Source organism: Streptomyces sp. NPDC001194 (assembly GCF_042896985.1).
Lineage (GTDB): Bacteria > Actinomycetota > Actinomycetes > Streptomycetales > Streptomycetaceae > Streptomyces.
The window spans coordinates 44,349-62,788 of the sequence record NZ_JBIAXU010000026.1 but is presented as its reverse complement, the minus strand read 5'-3'; the positions used below and the strand labels follow the sequence as shown (position 1 = coordinate 62,788).

At 74.8% G+C, this 18,440-nt stretch carries 15 protein-coding genes; 6 read left to right on the top strand and 9 right to left on the bottom strand.

Going from position 1 to position 18,440, the window contains the following annotated elements:
- Positions 1-100: 100 nt before the first annotated feature.
- Positions 101-844, bottom strand: a complete 744-nt coding sequence (locus ACFY1T_RS33420) for a class I SAM-dependent methyltransferase (RefSeq protein ID WP_390791532.1) — start codon at positions 842-844, stop codon at positions 101-103.
- Positions 845-963: 119 nt separating this feature from the next.
- Positions 964-2,034, bottom strand: coding sequence for a DUF2330 domain-containing protein (locus ACFY1T_RS33415; protein ID WP_390791513.1), 1,071 nt, complete (start codon positions 2,032-2,034; stop codon positions 964-966).
- Positions 2,035-2,151: 117 nt separating this feature from the next.
- Here ACFY1T_RS33415 and ACFY1T_RS33410 point away from each other — a divergent pair, with 117 nt between their 5' ends.
- The gene (locus ACFY1T_RS33410) at positions 2,152-2,634 is read left to right on the top strand and encodes a hypothetical protein (protein ID WP_384705731.1); all 483 of its coding nucleotides are present in this window, start codon (positions 2,152-2,154) and stop codon (positions 2,632-2,634) included.
- Here the strand turns inward: ACFY1T_RS33410 and ACFY1T_RS33405 are convergent.
- From ACFY1T_RS33405 to ACFY1T_RS33385, 5 genes are read right to left on the bottom strand one after another with little or no spacing between them, the layout of a single operon-like run.
- Positions 2,592-3,320, bottom strand: a complete 729-nt coding sequence (locus ACFY1T_RS33405) for an HAD family hydrolase (RefSeq protein WP_390791512.1) — start codon at positions 3,318-3,320, stop codon at positions 2,592-2,594. The genes ACFY1T_RS33410 and ACFY1T_RS33405 overlap by 43 nt on opposite strands.
- Positions 3,317-4,417, bottom strand: coding sequence for an ABC transporter ATP-binding protein (locus ACFY1T_RS33400; RefSeq protein WP_390791511.1), 1,101 nt, complete (start codon positions 4,415-4,417; stop codon positions 3,317-3,319). The genes ACFY1T_RS33405 and ACFY1T_RS33400 overlap by 4 nt, the downstream gene beginning before the upstream one ends.
- 5 nt (positions 4,418-4,422) lie before the next feature.
- Positions 4,423-5,382, bottom strand: coding sequence for an ABC transporter permease (locus ACFY1T_RS33395; RefSeq protein ID WP_390791510.1), 960 nt, complete (start codon positions 5,380-5,382; stop codon positions 4,423-4,425).
- Positions 5,370-6,278: an ABC transporter permease gene (locus ACFY1T_RS33390; RefSeq protein ID WP_390791509.1), complete on the bottom strand. Its 909-nt coding sequence runs from the start codon at positions 6,276-6,278 to the stop codon at positions 5,370-5,372. The genes ACFY1T_RS33395 and ACFY1T_RS33390 overlap by 13 nt, the downstream gene beginning before the upstream one ends.
- Positions 6,278-7,441, bottom strand: coding sequence for an ABC transporter substrate-binding protein (locus tag ACFY1T_RS33385; protein ID WP_384705721.1), 1,164 nt, complete (start codon positions 7,439-7,441; stop codon positions 6,278-6,280). The genes ACFY1T_RS33390 and ACFY1T_RS33385 overlap by 1 nt, the downstream gene beginning before the upstream one ends.
- Before the next feature lie 257 nt (positions 7,442-7,698).
- Between ACFY1T_RS33385 and ACFY1T_RS33380 the strand changes: the two genes are divergently transcribed.
- The gene (locus ACFY1T_RS33380) at positions 7,699-8,445 is read left to right on the top strand and encodes a GntR family transcriptional regulator (protein ID WP_384705719.1); all 747 of its coding nucleotides are present in this window, start codon (positions 7,699-7,701) and stop codon (positions 8,443-8,445) included.
- 32 nt (positions 8,446-8,477) lie between these two features.
- On the opposite strand, the gene ACFY1T_RS33375 is transcribed toward ACFY1T_RS33380, so the two are convergent.
- Positions 8,478-9,320: an NAD-dependent epimerase/dehydratase family protein gene (locus tag ACFY1T_RS33375; protein WP_390791508.1), complete on the bottom strand. Its 843-nt coding sequence runs from the start codon at positions 9,318-9,320 to the stop codon at positions 8,478-8,480.
- A 71-nt stretch (positions 9,321-9,391) separates the two neighbouring features.
- On the opposite strand from ACFY1T_RS33375, the gene ACFY1T_RS33370 reads away from it, so the two are divergent.
- On the top strand, positions 9,392-10,276 hold the full coding sequence (locus tag ACFY1T_RS33370; protein WP_390791507.1) for a LysR family transcriptional regulator: 885 nt from the start codon (positions 9,392-9,394) through the stop codon (positions 10,274-10,276).
- A 94-nt stretch (positions 10,277-10,370) separates the two neighbouring features.
- Here the strand turns inward: ACFY1T_RS33370 and ACFY1T_RS33365 are convergent, their stop codons facing one another.
- Entirely contained in the window at positions 10,371-11,102 is a 732-nt protein-coding gene (locus tag ACFY1T_RS33365; protein WP_384705713.1) for an ABC transporter ATP-binding protein, read from the bottom strand.
- 197 nt (positions 11,103-11,299) lie between these two features.
- Here ACFY1T_RS33365 and ACFY1T_RS33360 point away from each other — a divergent pair, with 197 nt between their 5' ends.
- From ACFY1T_RS33360 to ACFY1T_RS33350, 3 genes are read left to right on the top strand one after another with little or no spacing between them, the layout of a single operon-like run.
- Positions 11,300-14,584 (top strand): FtsX-like permease family protein, encoded by a 3,285-nt coding sequence (locus ACFY1T_RS33360; RefSeq protein ID WP_390791506.1) that lies wholly within the window; start codon positions 11,300-11,302, stop codon positions 14,582-14,584.
- Positions 14,581-17,433 (top strand): FtsX-like permease family protein, encoded by a 2,853-nt coding sequence (locus tag ACFY1T_RS33355; RefSeq protein ID WP_390791505.1) that lies wholly within the window; start codon positions 14,581-14,583, stop codon positions 17,431-17,433. The genes ACFY1T_RS33360 and ACFY1T_RS33355 overlap by 4 nt, the downstream gene beginning before the upstream one ends.
- Complete coding sequence (locus ACFY1T_RS33350) at positions 17,430-18,410, top strand: ABC transporter ATP-binding protein (RefSeq protein WP_390791504.1); 981 nt, start codon at positions 17,430-17,432, stop codon at positions 18,408-18,410. Before ACFY1T_RS33355 ends, ACFY1T_RS33350 begins: the two co-directional genes overlap by 4 nt.
- The last annotated feature ends 30 nt before the right edge of the window (positions 18,411-18,440 follow it).

The window sequence follows — 18,440 nt, the reverse complement described above, 5'->3', positions numbered from 1 at the left end:
TCCTGTCACGGTTCACCACGGATTGCTCCGGTTCGCCCTTCAGGATCACATCGATCACCACGCCCGGCCGGGAGCCCGCCGCACCCGGCGTGTGGCGCGGTCAGGCCCGGCAGTGCAGCATTTCCAGCGGCGGGTGGGCGAGGAGGTCCGCCCAGAATTCCTTGCCGTACGCGCGGATGCCCGCGTCGGACACCTCCAGCGGGACCCAGGCCGCCCCGGTGAATCCGGCCGCCCGCAGACACGCCTCGTAGACCTCGCGGCGCGGGGCCGTGGAGACGATGCTGATCGGCTGCGGGTCGAGGAGGGCCGTGACCCGTACGCGCGGGCCCGTCTCGATCTCCTCGCCGGTCGGCTCGCAGCGGAAGCCGTACGCCTCCAGGGACGGACAGTCGAACCGGTAGTCGGGGTTCTGCGAGAGGAGGAAGAACTCCCCGCCCGGGACCAGGTTGCGGTGGATGTTGCGGCACATCCGCTCCATCGTGGCGATGTCCTCGGCGTAGTTGAGGCACTGCACGCCCACCGTGACGTCGAAACGCCTGTCTAGGGACGGCAGTTCGGCCACGTCGCCGACCTCGTAGCGCACGCCCAGCGGGTCGCGCGCTTCGATGTCCCGTGCGGCGGCGATCATCTCGACGGAGATGTCGACGCCGAGGACGTCCGTGGCGCCGCGCCGCTTGAACTCCCTGCCGTAGAAGCCGGTGCCGCACGCCACGTCGAGGACCGACTTGCCGCTCACGTCCCCGACCAGGCCCAGGAAGCTCGGCACCTCCCCGTACCGCATCATCGGGAGGGACTTGAACCCCTCGAACGCCTCGCCGATGCCGTCGTACTGCTGTCCGCCCATCGTTCCGCTCTCCCCGTGGTTCGTCATGGTCGGCAGTCTCACCGAAGCCCGGCGCACCCCCGTACTGGCAGAACGCACAAAGATCCGGACGCCGTACCGGCGCCCCGCACGGGCGGGCTTCAGACGCCGCTGGTACGGGACTTGCGGCGGCGCAGGGTGAACACGGCCGCCACGAGGGCGAGGAGTACGGCCGCCACCGTCAGCAGCCAGGCCGGGATCCCGCCGACGGTGATCAGTTCTCCGTGGTAGATCACCTTGCGGTACGGGGTGTCGGCGGCGGTGGCGCGCAGTTCGTGGTCGCCGTCGATGCGGGCCGGATCCGGGAACTCCTGGTCGAGCGCCGTCAGGAACGCCGGCTTGCCGCCGGTGAGCGCGGCGAGGCCGTCCTGCGGGGTGACCGTGCCGGCGAAGGTGACCTTCGGCTCGGCACCGCCGATGGCGGAGGCGGGCTCCATCCGGTGGTCGGCCAGGACGTACAGGCCGAGCGACTGCGGGGTCTTGGCCAGCCGGGACAGCCGCATCGGGTAGACCAGCCGGTCGCTGTCGAAGCGGATCTTCAGCGGGTCGAGGGTGCCCTTCAGGGGCTTGCCCGCCTCGCGGGGGGCGAGGCGTACGGCGACGTACTCCCACTTCCGGTCCACGTACGGCTGCAGCTCGGCGGAGAGCCCGTCGGGGAGCTTGAAGCCGTTGGCCTCCAGCCACGTGCGCAGGGCGTCGGGGTCGGTCGCGGTCAGGCGCGCCACGTCGAAGTCGCCGAGCTGCTCGCGGCCCACGACGCCGACCGCGGGATCGCCCGAGCCGGGCAGCGCGGCCCCCACGGAGTCGCCCGTCGTGGAGGAGAACGGCCAGTCCCGGTCGCGCGGCCAGAAGTAGCCGCGGGTCTTGTACTCGGGCCGGGTCAGCCAGGTCAGCTGCCGGAACATCTCGGGGTCGCCCAGCTCCACCGTGGCCCGCCCCGGCACCGGCATGATCCAGGCCGCCCGCGGGGCGTCCCCGCGGACGACGAACCGCATCACGATCTGTTCCGTACGGCCGTCGAAGCGCACGACGGAGGTCTCGCGTTCGACGCCGATCCGGGCGTAGCCCTCGGGGATCATCGCCCCGCAGCCGCACGCGTACGCGGGGCTGATCAGGGATCCCAGCTGCGTCGCGAGCAGGGCCAGCAGCAGGGCGGCGATTCTTCGTTTCATCCACACGGGGTCTCAGACGAAGGCCCCTGTGATCCGGTTCCGGCCGGGCGGTCACAGGGCTGTTCCGACTCGCGGAACCCCCTGGTCAGGCCGGTTCCCGATCTCCATACTGCTCGCATGAGAGGGACGGACAACACGCCGCGCAGCAGCCCCCTGGTGCCCGACGCGGTGGGGGCGGAGATCGGCCGGCACGACTGGGAGGGCGTCACCTGCGGCTGCGGCCGGGGCGCGGGGCATCTCGTGGACACGCTGTGGGCGGCGGCCGAGGGACATCCGGCCGCCTTCCGGGCCCTGGAGGGCCACGCCTTCCTGTCCGGCCGCCTGCACCCGCCCGCGCCCGCGGTGTGCGGGGTGCTGATGGCCGTCTGGTCGGCGGGCCCCCCGCGGCTGGCCACCCGCGAGGCGCTGCTGTGGACCCTGCTGTCCCTGCTCGGCGCCGAGGACGACGGGTCCTCGCACGAGGCCGGGCTGTACGGGCAGTGCGCGGCGTTCGTCCGCGCCGGTCTGCCCTCGCTGCGCCATGCGGCGGCCGCCGCTCCGGGCACCCCGACGGCCGCCTACGTGGACGGCGTGGTGGAACTGCTCGGCCTGGGCTCCTGACGGCCCGCCCGGTCCTGTCGCGGAACCCCCGTGACGGCACCGAGACAGCTGCGCAGCAGCTCCGGGGTGACCTCCTCCAGGGACCGGGCGAAGGTGCGTGCGGGCGAGGCCGGCACCTCCAGCAGCGACGGCACCACCAGCACCCCGCATCCGGCGGCCTCCGCGGAGGCCGCCCCGTCCGGCGAGTCCTCCACCGCCACGCAGTCCCGTACGTCGGCGCCGAACCGCCCGGCGGCGCTCCGGTAGGGGTCCGGGTGCGGCTTCGTCCGGTCCGTGTCGTCGGCGGACAGGGTGAACGCGAACGGGACATGGGCCAGCGAACCGCCGACGACCGAGTCGACGACCAGCCGCGGCGAGGCGCTGACCAGGGCGAAGGGCACGCCCTGCGCTTCGAGCGCGGTCAGCAGCCGCTGGGCGCCGGGGCGCATCGGCGCCCCGGCCTCGACCCGGTCGAAGAAGTCCGCGGTCAGGGCCCGCGCCACCTCGGCCGGGTCTCCCCCTCCCGAGACCCGTACGAGGTGGGCGGCGGTGTCCTCGACGGCCCGCCCGACGACCTCGGGGGCGTCGGAGTCGGTGAGTGCGTGGCCGAGGCCCTGCGCGACGCGCTCGGTGGACCGCCACCACAGCACCTCGGTGTCGACCAGGGTGCCGTCCATGTCGAACAGGACGGCGGCGAGGCCGCTCACGCGGACCGGGCCACGACGAGCACCGGGCGCTCGGCCAGGCCCACGGCGGCCCGCGCACCCGGCGCCAGCTCTCCCGCGTCCCGCGAGGGCAGGTCCGCCTTGACGGAGGTGCCGCCGGGCAGGTCGAGGTGGAGCCGGGTCACGGCGCCGAAGAAGGACGCGGAGACCACGGTGGCCGTGCCCTCGGGGTCGGCGGTCGCGGTGACGTTCTCGGGCCGGACCAGCACCTCCACCTCCCGCGTCGCCGTCGGGACGGGGCCGTCGACGGGCAGCCGGGAGCCGGCCACCTCCACCTGGCCGGAGTCCGTCAGCCGTCCGGGCAGCCGGTTCATGGTGCCGACGAACTCGGCGACGAACGGCGTCGCGGGGCGCTCGTACAGCTCGGCGGGGGCCGCGCACTGCTCCAGGCGGCCGGCGTTCAGGACGGCGACCCGGTCGGCCATCGACAGCGCCTCCTCCTGGTCGTGCGTGACGAAAACGGTCGTGATGCCGAGGGAGAGCTGGAGCCGGCGGATCTCGTCGCGCAGGTTGGCCCGTACCTTGGCGTCGAGCGCGGAGAGCGGCTCGTCGAGCAGCAGGACGCGGGGGCGCAGGGCCAGGGCGCGGGCGAGGGCGACGCGCTGCTGCTGGCCGCCGGACATCTGGTGCGGGTAGCGGTCGCCGTGGTCGGGCAGGCCGACCAGGTCGAGGAGTTCGGCGGCGCGCTCGCGGCGCTCGGCCGCGCCGGCCTTGCGCACCCGCAGGCCGAAGGCCACGTTGTCGCGGGCGCTGAGGTTCGGGAAGAGGCTGTACGACTGGAAGACCATCCCGGCGTCGCGGCGGTTGGCCGGTACGCGGGTGATGTCCTCTCCGTCGACCAGGACTTCACCGGAGTCGGGCTGCTCGAAGCCCGCGACCACGCGCAGCGCGGTGGTCTTTCCGCAGCCCGACGGGCCGAGCAGGGCGACGAGTTCGCCGGGCTCGATGGTCAGGTCGAGCCCGTCGAGGGCGACGGTGGAGCCGAACGCCCGCCGCAGGCCGCGGAATTCGACGCGTGCGCCCGGCGCGGGGTCCGCGGACCGCTCGGACTTCCCGGCCGCGGGAAGGGTGGTGGACATGGAGGTCAGGACTCCTTGCGGGAGGTGGGGGACGTACGGGGGGCGGAGGACACCGTGGCGGGGTTGGTCCCGGCCCGTGAGAGGAGGAGCAGCAGCAGCCAGGTGATGAGCAGGCTGAGGACGGAGACGGCGACCGACATCCGGGCGTGGGCTCCGGAGATGGTGACGATCCACACGGCGAAGGGCCTGAAGCCCAGCAGGGAGGCGATGGTGAACTCGCCGAGGACCAGCGCCAGGGTCAGGAAGGCGGCGCCGGCGAGCGAGGCCCGCAGGTTGGGCAGCAGCACGCGCAGGACCACGTACGGCCAGCTCGCGCCACAGCTGCGGGCGGCCTCGACCAGCGTCGGCACGTCGATGGCGCGCAGGCCGGCGTCGAGCGAGCGGTGGACGAAGGGCAGCGCCAGCACGGTGTACGCGAGGACGAGGACCACGGGGAACCGCTCGTCCTGCACGGCGAGGAAGGTCTGGTAGAGCGGGGTCCGCGAGAGGTGCTCGGGGCCCCAGCGCAGCACGGTGGTGATCCCGGTGACCAGCGCGATGGGCGGTACCACCAGCGGCAGCATGCACATCACCTCCACGACCGGGCGCAGTCGCGGCGAGCCGAGGCGTACGGCGACCAGCGCGGGCACCGCGAGCAGCAGCGACGTCGCGATGGTGGCGGCGGCGAGCCCGAGGGAGAGCAGCATGCTCTCGGCGAATCCGTCGGCCGCGAGCAGCTCGGTGTACGCCCCGAAGTCGATGCCCTGGCCGGGCACGTGCACGGTGAAGACGAAGGAGGCCAGGAGCGGGACGAGGAAGTACGCGCCCGCCAGCAGGAGTACGGCTCCGCGCCAGACGCGGGGACGGGGGCGGCGGCGCGGGGCGCGGGTGCGCGCCGTGGCGCCGGCCGGCGCCGCCCCGGAGTCGGGGGTGGTGTCCGCGGCGTCCGGGGCGGTCGGCGCGGGCGTCGGGGTCATCGCAGCCATCGGGCGCTCCGTCGCTGGAGGGGCAGGTAGACCGCCATGACGAGGCCGGCGATCAGGATCATGTCGAGGCCGAGGGCGAGCGCCACGTTCTCCTGTCCGGTCAGCACGTTGCCGGACAGCGCGTCGGCGATCTTGAGGGTGACCAGTGGCACGGAGCCGCCGACCAGGGCCGCGGCCGTGGCGTGCGCGGCGAAGGCCGTGCCGAAGAGGAGCACGAACCCGCCGAGCAGGGAGGGGGCGAGCACCGGCAGTCCGACGTGGCGCCAGAACTGCCATCCGCTGGCCCCGTTGTTCTGGGCGGCCTCGCGCCACTGGGGGCGCAGTCCGTCGAGCGCCGGGGCGATCACGAGCACCATGAGCGGGATCAGGAAGTACAGGTAGACCACGGTCAGGCCGGTGAAGGAGTACAGGTTCCAGCCGAATCCGGTGAGGTCGGCGAGCTGGGTGACGACTCCGGAGATGCCGACGGTGGCGATGAACGCGAACGCGAGCGGGACGCCTCCGAAGTTGGCGAGGACGCCTGACGCGGTCAGGGCGGCGCTGCGCAGGGCCTGCGACCGGGAGGTGACCACGGCCTGTGCGATCAGGACCCCGAGCACGCCGCCGATCAGTGCGGTGAGGGCGGAGAGCTGCACGCTGCCGACCAGCGAGTCGAGGTACGGGCCCTGGAGCGAGCGCGAGAGGTGCTCTCCGGTCAGCCGGGTGGCGCCGGTCGACGGGTCGGTGCGGGTGACCGCGCCGAACGCGATGGCGCCGAGCGGGATGCCGAAGCAGAGCCCGGTGAAGGCGAGGAGCGGGAGGGCGGCGAGCCAGGTGCGCGGGCCGCGCCGCCGGCGGCTGGTGCTGCTGCCGCCGGCGGTCCCCTCCGGGTGGGAGGTGGGGGTGGAGGGGGACATCAGGAGAGGGCCTTGTCCCACTTCTCGGCGAGGGTGGCCTTGGCCTTGTCCAGCTCCGCGGAGGCGGGGAAGGCCGGGGTGCCCTGGATCTGCGGGAGCTTGGCGGCGGCGTCCTTGTCGACGGTGCCGTCCTGGGTCAGGACCGGGAGCAGGACCGCGCGGGCGTGGCCCTTGAGGTACAGGTTCTGGCCCTCGGCGCTGTACAGGAACTCCATCCACAGGCGGGCGGCCGCCGGGTTCGGGGCCTCCTTGTTGACGGCCTGCGAGTAGTACTGGGCGTAGACGCCGTCGGTGGGGACGGCGACCTTCCAGTCGACGCCCTTGCCCTTGAACTGCTCGGCGTAGCCGGCGTTCAGGTAGTCCCAGTCGATGGAGATGGGCGTCTCGCCCTTCTCGACGGTGGCCGGGGTGGACTCGACCGGGATGAAGTTGCCGCTCCCCCGCAGCTGTCCGAAGAAGTCGATGCCGGGCTGGATGTCGGCGAAGGAGCCCTTGTTGGCGAGGGCGGCCGCGTAGACGCCGCCGAAGGCGGAGCCGGACTTGGTCGGGTTGCCGTTGAGGGCGACCTTGCCCTTGTACTCGGGCTTCAGCAGGTCCGCGAAGGTCGTCGGGCAGTTCGGGATCTTGGCCGCGTCGCAGCCGATGGAGACGTAGCCGCCGTAGTCGTTGTACCAGCGGCCGTCGGCGTCCTTCTGGCCGGCCGGGATCTTGTCCCAGGCGGTGACCTTGTACGGGGCGAAGAGGTTCTCGCCGGCGCCGCTGCGCGCGAAGGCGATGCCCAGGTCCATGACGTCGGGGGCGCGCTTTTGGCCCTTGCGGGACTTCACGGCGGCGATCTCGTCGGCGCTGGAGGCGTCCGGGTTCTCGCTGTTCACCTTGATCTTGTACTTGGCCTCGAAGGCCTTGATGATCTCGCCGTAGTTCGCCCAGTCCGGCGGCAGCGCGATGACGTTGAGCTGGCCTTCCTTCTGGGCGGCCGCGACGAGGGCGTCCATGCCGCCGAAGTCGGCCGCCGAGGCGGCGGCGCCCGGCTGGACCTTGGACTTGCCGTCGCCGGCGGCACCGGTGGCCTTGTCCGGAGCGGCGCCACACGCGCTGAGCGTGGTGAGGACGGCGGCGCTGAGCAGTACGGCTGCACCACGGCGAGCGGAGGAACTGAGCACGGTCTCTCCCGGAGACGGGTTCCTGACGGGGGTCGACTTGTCTGAACAAGTTGGCTCCAGTTCGCCGGGCCCCGCTATACGGGAGATGAACGGGGACTGGACCGCGGGGCACGAGTCGAGGAAGAGACGAGATTGACCGAAAGAAGCCGTGACAGGGAGGATGTAATGATCTTCAGCGCCCTGGTCGGCGGACGCCTCGGGTTACGGTCGACGGCGTCAGGCGGCACCCGGTCGACAGCGTGGGGGCGGAGTACGGCATGGGCACGATCCGGTATCTGGAGATCGCCGACGCGCTGCGCGCGGCGATCCTCGCCGGCGAGTACGCGGTGGGCGCCCAGCTGCCCTCGGAGAGCGATCTGGCCGCCCGCTGGTCCGCCTCGCGCGGAACCGTCCGCCAAGCCGTGGCCACGCTCGCCGCGGAGGGGCTGATCGGCTCCCGCCAGGGTGCCCGCAGGATCGTCCTGCGCCACGAGCGGCGCCACAGCTTCGGCGAACTGAACAGCTTCGCCCAGTGGGCCGAGGGACTCGGCCAGGAGGTCACCAGCCGCTTCCTCTCCCGGGTCCGCCGGCCGGCCACCGCCGAGGAGGCGGAGCGGCTCGCGCTCGCGCCGGACACCGGGGTCCTGGCCGTGGTGAGGCTGCGGCTGCTCGACGGGGAGCCCACCATGGTGGAGCGGACCGCGTACGCCGACTGGGTCGCGGCCGCGGTCGAGGCGCTGCCGGACGACGTCCGCTCGGTGATGGACAGCCTCGCGAACGGCTCCGGGATCGTCGCCCACTACGGCGAGCACCTCATCGACGCCCTCGGGGCGGGCAGCGAGGACGCCCGGCTGCTGGGGATCCGGCGCGGGAGCCCGCTGCTGCGCCAGCGGCATGTCTCGGCCACCGCCACCGGTCGCCCGATCGAGTGGACCGACGACCGCTACCGCGCCGGCAGCGTCACGTTCAGTGTGAGCAACTCGGCGGTAACCACTCCCCTGGAGCGGCGTACGGGCGAGGGATGAGGGGCCGTACGCCGGCGATCGGGGACACGGGATCAGAGGGAGAGTCCTGCCGTTTCGTCGATCGCCTCCGGCAGCCAGTCCGCGACCCGCTGGAAGCGGTAACCGAGGCCTTCCGCACGGCTGTTGTCGAGGGCGTAGTCACGGTCGAAGGAGAACGGCGAGGCGGGGGCGCCCGGTTCGACGGTCCGCAGGCCGGCGGGGCGGCCGACCCGTTCGGCGATCAGCGCGCACAGTTCCAGCACGTCGAGCGACCCGTGCGAGGCGGCGTCGACCGCGCCCGTGAAGGACTGCCCGGCCGTCCACTGCAGGAACCGGGCGATCTCGTGGTGGTGGATGAACGAGGTGGCGTACGGGGCTTCGTGGACCTCCACCGGGGTTCCGGCGGCGATCCGCCCGGTGTAGTGCGCGAGGCGTCCGGTGAACTCCTCGCGGCCGCCGCCGAGTACGTGCGCGGTCCGCACGGCGGCGAAGGCGAAGGGGCCGCCGCCCCGCCCCGGCTCACGCAGGACGGCCTCGGCCCGTCGCTTGCCCTCGGCGTAGGCCCGGGCCTCGGCCGTGGGCGGCGCCGGGTCGTAGACCTCCATCGTCGAGGTCATCACGTAGCGCTCCGTCCGGCCGGCGAAGACCCGGCGGGCGACGGCGGCCTGGAGCGGTGTGTAGCAGACCTGGTCGACGACGGTGTCGAAGGTGCGGTCGCCCAGGGCCTCGCGCAGCAGCCCTTCGTCGTCGCGGTCGGCGACGACGCGGCCGACGCCGGGCGGCGGGGCCGCGGAGCCGCGGTTGAGGACGGTGACCTCGTCGCCCGCGTCGCGCAGGAGGGTGACCAGGTGCTTTCCGAAGTACCGGCTTCCGCCGATGACGAGAATCTTCTGCATGGGCTCGACTGTGCCGCTGTATCGTCCCCAGCGGAACCGATCACCCGCTGTACCGGTATGAAGGAAAACTGATGATCGACGTGCAGCGGTTGCGCATCCTGCGGGCCGTCGCCGAGCACGGCAGCTTCAACCGGGCGGCCGCCGCCCTGCTGCTGACCCCCTCCGCCGTCTCGCAGCACATCGCCTCGCTGGAGCGGAGCCTGGGCCACCCGGTCGCGGTGCGCAGCACGCGCGGGGTCACCCTGACCGAGCCCGGGCGGCTGCTGGTGGAGGCCGCGGAGACGATCTCCGCCGAGCTGGACCAGGTGCGCCACGAGATCGACCGGCTGACGGCGGACCGGCCCCGGCTGACGGTGGCCACCTTCACCAGCGGCGGCCGCAGGCTGCTGCCCGCGGCGCTGGCCCGGTTCGTGGCCGTCCACCCCGATGTGGAGCTGACCGTAAGGGAGGCCGAGCCGGAGGCCTCGGTACCGATGGTGCGGACGGGCTCCGCCGACCTCGCACTGGCCTACCACTTCGACGGACCGCTGCCCCTGCGGGCCGGGCTCGACTGGACGCCGCTGATGGACGATCCGCTGTGGCTGGCCCTGCCGCGCGAGCACCGGCTCGCCGGCCGGGACTCGCTCGGCCTGGCGGAACTGGCCGCCGAGCGCTGGGTGCTGGGCTGCCTCAAGACGGAGGCCTATCTGCGCCGGTACGCGGAGCGCGCGGGCTTCGACCTGCGGGTGGCCGCCTCCACCACCGACTACTTCTTCGCGCAGACCCTGGTCGCGGCGGGCGTCGGAGTCGCGCTGATCCCCCAGGTGTCCCTGGCCCCGGATGCCGCCGTGGCCCTGGTACGGACCGAATCCCCGCGCCCCGCCCGCCACCTCGGAGTGGTCACCCCGCGCCGGCGCCGCCCGCACCCGTACGCGGGGGCACTGGCGTCGGCGCTGGCCGAGGCGGCACAGCGGTGAGCGGGCACCCGCTGCCGGGCCCCGCCGCCGAACCCGCGCTGCCGGTCGGCGTGATGGCGGGCTGACGGGCGGTCCGTGACCGGGAGTCCGCCCGTCAGACGTCCGAGGTGCCCGAAGTGCCGGAGGTGTCGACGATGCGGCCGTCGCGCAGTTCCACCACGCGGTCCGCGAGTTCGATCAGGGCCGGGTCGTGGGTGGCCACCAGGGCGGTCACTCCCTCGCTGCGGACCACCGCGCGCAGCAACTGCATGATCGAGCGGCCCGTCTCGGAGTCGAGCTGGCCGGTGGGCTCGTCGGCGATGATCAGGGCCGGCTCGTTGGCCAGGGCGCGGGCCACGGCGACCCGCTGCTGCTGGCCGCCGGAGAGCTCGCCGGGCCGCTGCTCGGCGTGTTCGGCGAGGCCGACCAGGGCGAGCAGGGTGCGGGCGCGTTCCTCGCGCTGCTTCGCCGGGATCTTCCGCATCCGCATCGGGACGCCGACGTTCTCGACCGCGGTCAGCACGGGGATCAGCCCGAAGGACTGGAACACGAAGCCGATCCGGTCGCGGCGCAGCGCGAGCAGGCCTTCCTCGTCCAGTCCGGCGAGATCGGTGCCGTCGAGCACGACGCTGCCGCCGGTCGGGGAGTCGAGGCCGCCGACCAGGTTGAGCAGGGTCGTCTTGCCGGAGCCGGAGCGACCCTTGAGGGCGGTGAGCCGGCCGCGTTCGACCTCGAACGACACCCCGCGCAGGGCGTGCACCTCGCGCTCGCCGCTGCCGAAACTGCGCTGGACGCCGTGCGCCACGACCATGGGCGGCTGCGCCGTGTCGACCTGGTTCTGCGTCATGGTGTGGACTCCCCCTGGAATCTGCCGACGATCGCCGCGGCTGCCAACGCAACCGCCTCAATCGCCCTCAATCGCTTCGTTTCGAATTTGTTCATCCGCCCCACCCTTCGCGCAAGCCCCTTCCGTCGCGCGTTCGAATCTGACAGCATCGTCCGCTATCCGGTGCCAACGGTCCGGATGGGGGAGGAAAACGGCACATGCTCGGCTTCGTCGTGCGTCGGCTGCGCGGGCGAGTGCCGCTCGCGGCCGCCGTGCTGCTGACCGTACTGATCACCACGACCGTGCTGACCGCACTGTCCGCGTTCACCCGCGGCGTGGGCGAGGCCGGGCTGCGCCAGGCCCTGCAGGGTCCGGACCGGGCCCGGACCACCGTCCTGGTGACCGGCGAGCACGCCACGGCCGACCGCGGCAAGGACGACGAGGCCGTACGGGCCTTCGCCGGCGAGCTGTTCGGCCGGCTGCCCGTCTCCGTCGAGAGCGTGGCGCGCAGCCGTTCGTACGGGCTCCCCGGCGCGCGCACCCCCGGCCGGGACGCCGACCTCACCCTGCTCGCCGCGCTCGACCACAAGAACGTGAAGCTGCTCGACGGCCGGTGGCCGGAGGCCGTCGGCGCCCCGGGCGGCCGGATACCGGTGGCCGTCCCCCGGGCGGCGCTGACCCGGCTCGGGCTGAGCCCGCAGGCGCTGCCCGCCGAGGTACGGCTCGACGACCGGTACGGCGGCGCCCCGCTGACCGTGCTGGTCACCGGCGTCTACCGGGCGGCCGACCCCGAAGCGCCCTACTGGCGGCTCGACCCGCTGGGCGGCCGGGAACTCCAGGTCGGCAGTTTCACCACGTACGGCCCGCTGCTCGTGGACGACACGGCCTTCACCGCGGGCGGGCTGGTGCAGAACAACCGCGGCTCGCTCCTCACCCCGGACCTCGCCGGCACCGGCAGCTCCGAGGCGGAGGCGATCCGCGAGCGCACGGCCGCGGCCTCCGAAGCGCTCAAGCGCACCAAGTCCCTCCAGGCCAAGACCGAACTGCCCGAATTCCTCGGCGAACTGGCTTCCGCCCAGCTGGTCGCCCGCTCCACCCTGCTCATCGGCGCGCTGCAGCTGGCCGTCCTGGCCGGAGCCGCCCTGCTGCTCGTCGCGCACCTCCTGACGGAGCGCCAGGAGGGCGAGCGCGTACTACTCGCCGCCCGCGGCGCCTCCCGCCGCCGCCTCGGCGCGCTCAGCGCGGCCGAGGCGCTGCTGCTCGCCCTGCCCGCCGCCGTCCTCGCACCGCTGCTCACCCCGCCGCTGCTGCGCCTGCTCGGCGGGTTCGGCCCGCTCGCGCGGGTGCCGTTCGACACCTCCGGGAGCTGGCTGCTGTGGCCCGTCGCGGCCGGCTGCGCCCTGGCCTGCGTACTGCTGGCCGCGCTGCCCGCCGTACTGCGCGGGGTGGCGGCAGCGGCCCTGCGCCGCAGCGGACGCCGTCAGGCCCTGGTCGCCGGGGCCGCCCGCTCGGGCGCGGACCTGGCCCTGGTGGCCCTCGCCGCGCTCGCCTACCAGCAGCTGTCGCAGCACAGCGGCGACGGACTCACGGCCGGCCCGGCGGCCGACGGCGGACCGATCGGCGTGGACCCGGTGCTGGTGGCCGCGCCGACGCTGGCCCTGTGCGCGGGCACGCTGCTGGTGCTGCGGCTGCTGCCGTTCGCCGCGCGGCTGGGCGGGCGGATCGCCGCCCGGGGCCGCGGGCTCGGCCCGGCGCTCGTGGGCTGGCAGCTCGCCCGCCGGCCCGGGCGGGCCACGGGGCCCGTCCTGCTGCTCGTCCTCGCCGTCTCCAGCGGGGTCCTGGCCCTCGGCCAGCACACGGCCTGGTCCGCGTCCCAGCGCGACCAGGCCGAGTTCGCCACCGCCGGGGGGCTGCGGGTCTCCGGCAGCGACCTGCCCGCGATGGGCCAGGGCGGCCGGTACGCGGCGCTGCCCGGCGGCGAGGGAGTGATCCCGGTGATCCGGGGGCCCCAGGAGCTGCCGGGCGGGCGGGCCGCGCAGGTGCTCGCGGTGGACGCGGCGGCGATGGCCGAACGGGTGCCGCTGCGCGCCGACTTGCGTGACGGACGCGGGATGCGGGAGCTCTTCGCGCCCCTGTCGGCGGCGGCCGCCTCCGGCGCGGGCGGCATCGCCCTGCCCGGGAAGCCGCAGCGCATCGACCTCGACGTGGAGCTGCGGGTGTCCGGCCGTGGCAGCGGTCGTCCCGGGATCGGGCTGCTGGTGCGCGACCGGTTCGGGCTGACCTACCGGACCTCGATGGTCCAGCTGCCCGGGACCGGCGCCGCCACCGCCTCGGTGGACCTCGGCGCGCTGACCGGCGCCCCGCTCGGTTCCGCCGCGACTCCGCTGACCCTGGCCGGCATCGCGGTGTCGTACGGCTCGGGCGAGGAGGTCTCGGACTTCGGTTCGGGTGAATCCGGTCCCGGATCGGCGGAGTTGACCGTACGCCGGCTGGCCGCGTCCGACAGCTCGGCCGGCCGGGCCGAACCGGTGGCGGCCGCGGCCGGCTGGACGCTGTCCGCACCCGCGCTCACCGACGGCTCCCCCGCCGCGGAGCTGCTGCCGGGCCCGCAGGACGGCTCGGAGCTGATGAAACTGCGCTACCGGGGCGGCCACGAGGCCAAGGGCGGAATCCAGCTGGCGCTGACCCCGCCCGGTACGCGGGGCGCCGCCGAGGTGCCGGGGATCGCCACCCGCGCCTACCTCGCCGGGGTCGGCGCGACCGTCGGCGACCTGGTCCCCGTACCACTGGGCGGCGTCTCGGTGCCGGTGCGGATCACCGCCGCGATCGGCTCGCTGCCCGTGGCCGGGGACACCGCTCTCGCCGTCGATCTGGGCACCGTGGGGCGCCTGCTGGCGGCGGGCGGCGCACGGGAACTGCCCGCGCCCACCGAGTGGTGGCTGCCCGCGAGGTCCGCCGCCGACACCGCACCGGCCCGCGCCGCCGCCGAACTGCGGGCCGGCGCCGGGGTGCAGCAGGTACGGCTGCGCGAGGAGGTGGCCGCCGGGCTGCTGGACGACCCGCTGAGCGCCGGCCCGCAGAGCGCGCTGGCCGCCCTCGCCGCCGCCTGCGCGGTACTGGCGGCGATCGGCTTCGCCGCCTCCGCGGCGGCGGGCGCCCGCGAGCGGGCCCGCGAGTCGGCGGTCCTGCTGGCGCTCGGCTCCCCCGGGCGGACCCTGGCCCGGACCGCGGCCGCCGAGAGCTGCCTGCTGGTCGGGCTCGGCTGCGCCGTCGGGGTCGGGCTGGGCGCCGCGATCGTCCATCTGGTGGTGCCGCTGGTGGTGCTGACTCCCGCCGCGCGCCGACCGGTGCCGCAGGTGATCGTCGACCTGCCGAACGGCACGACGCTGCTGCTGACCGTCGCGATCGCTGCGGTGCCGCTGCTGTCGGCGGTGCTCGGCGGCCGCCGCGACCGCAACGTCTCGAACGCGGCCGCCCGGCTGCGGCACGTGGAGGAGCTGTGACCAGGCCCGCAGACACCCCGGACAGCGCGCGGCACGGCGCACCGGACGGCCCGCCGGGCCACGCTCCGGCGTCCGGTCCCGCCCGAGGGAGCGGTTCAGGGCCCGCGGCCCCGTCCACGGCACGGCCCGCGGCCCCGTCCGCCGTGCGGCCGGCGCCCTGGGTGCGGACCCGGCTGCGGACGGCGCCGTCGAGCGCCCTGCTCGCCGCGGCCCTCGCCTTCGTCGCCGTGCTGCTGGCGGCCTCCCTGCCGCGCGCCGTGGACCGGGGCGCCGATCAGGCCCTGCGCTCCTTCCTCCACGACCGCGGTCCCGTCGCGACGAGCCTGCTCGCCACCTCCACCGCCCGGTACGGGGCCGAGTCCCCCGAGAACCTGGACTCCGTACGGAACGCGCTGCTCGCCCGTACCGGCGCCGGCTTCGCCATCGCCCCCTCGGGGGTCGTCCACGGCACCCAGGCGTCCAAACAGCGCGGCCTCGCCAACCCTGGGCTGCCCAGCCCCGACGGCGTCCCGCCGCGGATGGACCTGCTGTACCTGCGGGAGGCCGCCGCACACACCGAGCTGGTGGAGGGGCGCTGGCCGAGCGGCGGCGTCCCGGGCGGGCCCGTGCCGATCGCACTGTCCCGGCAGGCCGCGCAGACCCTGGGCGTCCGGGTCGGCACGGTGCTGGAGTCCTTCGCCAACAACTCCGAACCGATGAGCGCCGAGATCGTCGGCCTCTACCGGGCCACCGACGAGGACGACGTCTTCTGGGCCGGGCTGCCCTGCCTCACCCGTGCCTGCCAGGCCAACACCCCCTCCGTTCCGCCGCAGCGGTACTGGCAGACCGCCGCCCTCGTCGGGCCCGACGGGCTCGACCGGCTCGCGCTGTGGGGCGAGGGCGCCGAGGACTTCTGGCGGCTCCCGGTGGACACCGGCCGGCTCCGCGCCGACCTGCTGCCCGGCATCGCCCGGGAGATCGCCGCGTACGTCGGCGGCCCGACCGCCTCCGCCCTGCGCAGCAGCACGCAGCGGAGCGACCTGCGGATCACCTCCCGGCTTCCGGAGCTGTTCAAGCAGGCCGAGGCCCGGCAGCAGGCGGTCGCGCCGCTCGCCGCGATCGGCCCGGCGGGGGTCGCCGGGGTGGCGGCCGTGGTGTTCTGCCTCGCCGCCGCGCTGACCGCTGACCGGCGGGAGTCGGAGCTGCGGCTGCTGCTGGCCCGCGGCGGCTCGCCCCGCGGGATCGTCGGCCGGCTGCTCGGCGAGGGCGCGGTGACCGTACTGCCCGCCGCCGCCCTGGCGACCGCCCTCGCGCTGTGGCTGCTGCCGACGGCGCGCGCCACCGCGTCCCTGCTCGCGGCCGCCGCCGTCACCCTGCTGGCGCTGCTGGCCTTCCCCGTACGGGCCGCCGTACTGCTGTCCGCGCGGCGGCGCGGGCCGGCCCCGCGGCGCCGGCTGGTGGCCGAGCTGCTGGTCGCCGCCGCCACCGCGGCGGCCGTGTTCGAGGTCCGCAGCCGCGGGGTCGCGCCCGCCGGCGAGGGCCTGGATCCGCTGCTGGTCGCCGCCCCGCTGCTGCTCGCGCTGTGCGGCGGCCTGGCACTGGCCCGGCTCCAGCCCGTCCTGGTCGGGGTACTGGCCCGGGCGGCCGGGCGGCGGCCCGGGCTGATCGGCTTCCTCGGCCTGGCCCGCGCCGCCCGGGGCACCGGCGGCCGGGCGCGCCCCTCGGTGCTGCCGCTGATCGCCCTGCTGCTGGCCGTCACCACGGGCGGGTTCGGGGCCACGGTGCTCGACGCGGTGGACACCGGCCGGCTTCGCGTGGCCCGCCTCGCCGTCGGCGCAGACGTGCAGGTCTCGGCGCCGTACGGGGGCGCCCTGCCCCCGGCGATGACCGAGGCCGCCGCCGCACTGCCCGGCGTACGGACGTCGGTCGGCGTGTGGACGGACGACAAGGCGTTCGTGTTCGGCACCGTCCAGGGCTCCACGCAGGTCACGGTGGTCGTCGCCGATCCGGTGGCGTACGCGGAAGTGGCCAAGACCATCGGACGCGGCCGGTTCGACCCCGCGCTGCTCGCGAAGGACCCGGGCGCCGGCGCCCCCGTGCCGGCGCTGTTCAGCAGCGAGCTGGCCAAGCTGGCGGAGGCCGGCACCTACCGGCTGTCGTTCGGCGACGGCGGCGAGCTGCAGATCGGCTCCGTCGGCGTGGTCGAGGGGACCCCGGTGCGGCCCGGGGCGGGCGGCGCCGTGGTCGTCCTGCCGGCCGGGCCGACCACCGCGCGCCTGCCCAAGACGGGGCGTGCGGACCGGTGGCTCGCCACCGGAGCCGTCGACGGGGACCGGCTGCGCGAGGCCGTCCGGGCGACCGCCCCGGCGGGGACCGCCGGGCAGTTCACGGTACGTACCAGCGAAGATACGGCCGCCGAGCTGGGCAACGACCCGCTCCAGCGGTCTGCGGGCCGGCTGTTCTGGGCGTCGGTGGCCGGGGCCGCGGGCTTCGCGCTGCTGGCCGTCCTGCTCACGCTGGTACGGGCGGCACCCGAACGCGCCGCGCTGCTGGCGCGGTTGCGCACGATGGGGCTGCGGCCCCGGGACGGCATCCGGCTGATCCTGACGGAGGCGCTGCCGCAGGCGCTGGCCGCCACCCTCGGCGGGGCACTGGTCGCGGCCGCGGCCGTCGCCCTGCTGGGCCCGGCCATGGATCTGTCCGCCCTCGTCGGCTCGACGGTCCCGACGGGGCTGCGCCTGACGGCGCCGCCCGTGCTGACCCAGGCACTGGGGCTGGCCTTCCTGGTCACCGTGGCCGTGCTCGCCGAGGCGGCGATATCCGGGCGGCGCCAGATCACCACCGAGTTGAGAGCGGGAGACCAGCGTTGAACAGCGACCAGCCGACCTACGAGGAGCTGCGCCGGCAGGCCCTTGCCGCCGCCGCGCCGCGCGCCGGGCGGGCCGACACCGCCATCGCCTGCGACCGCCTGGTCCGCATCTTCAGTGCCGACGGGGTCGAAGTGCAGGCGCTGCAGGGCCTGGAGCTGACCGTGCAGCGGGGCGACCTGGTCGCCCTGGTCGGCGCTTCGGGCAGCGGCAAGTCCACCCTGCTGAACATCCTGGCCGGGCTGGACGTCCCCACGGCCGGTTCGGCCACGGTCGAGGGGTTCGACCTGCTCGGAATGTCGGCGAAGGACCGGCTCCGCTACCGGCGCGAGGCGGTGGGCTTCGTCTGGCAGCAGACCGCCCGCAATCTGCTGCCCTTCCTGACGGCGGCTCAGAACATCGCCTTGCCGATGCAGTTGAAGGGACGGCGCGGTCGCGGCGGAGCGTCGGCCCGCCAGGCGGACCGGGTCGCCCGCCTCCTGGAGGCGCTGGAGATCGCCGACCTCGCCGGCCGGCGTCCCTCCGAGCTCTCCGGCGGCCAGCAGCAGCGGGTGGCCATCGCCGTGGCCATGGCCAACGACCCGGCGGTCCTGCTGGCCGACGAGCCCACCGGCGAGCTCGACTCCGAGACGGGAGCGGCGATCTTCGAGGCGTTCCGCACCGTCAACCGGGAGCTCGGCGCCACCGTGGTCATCGTGACGCACGACCCGCTCGTCGCGGGCGAGGTCCGCCGTACGGTGGCGATCCGCGACGGCCGCACCAGCAGCGAGGTGCTGCGCCGCACGGTCACGGACGAGCACGGCGCGGAGTCGGTGAGCGAGCGCGAGTACGTGATGCTGGACCGGACCGGCCGCGTGCAGCTCCCGCACAAGTTCCTGGAGGCCCTCGGCATGGAGCACCGCGTCGCGGTCGACCTGGCCGCGGACCACATCGAGGTCCGCCCCGACACCGCGGAGGACCCTGACGACCTGCGCGCCTGAGCCGCCGTACGGGTCACCGTGGTGACCCCC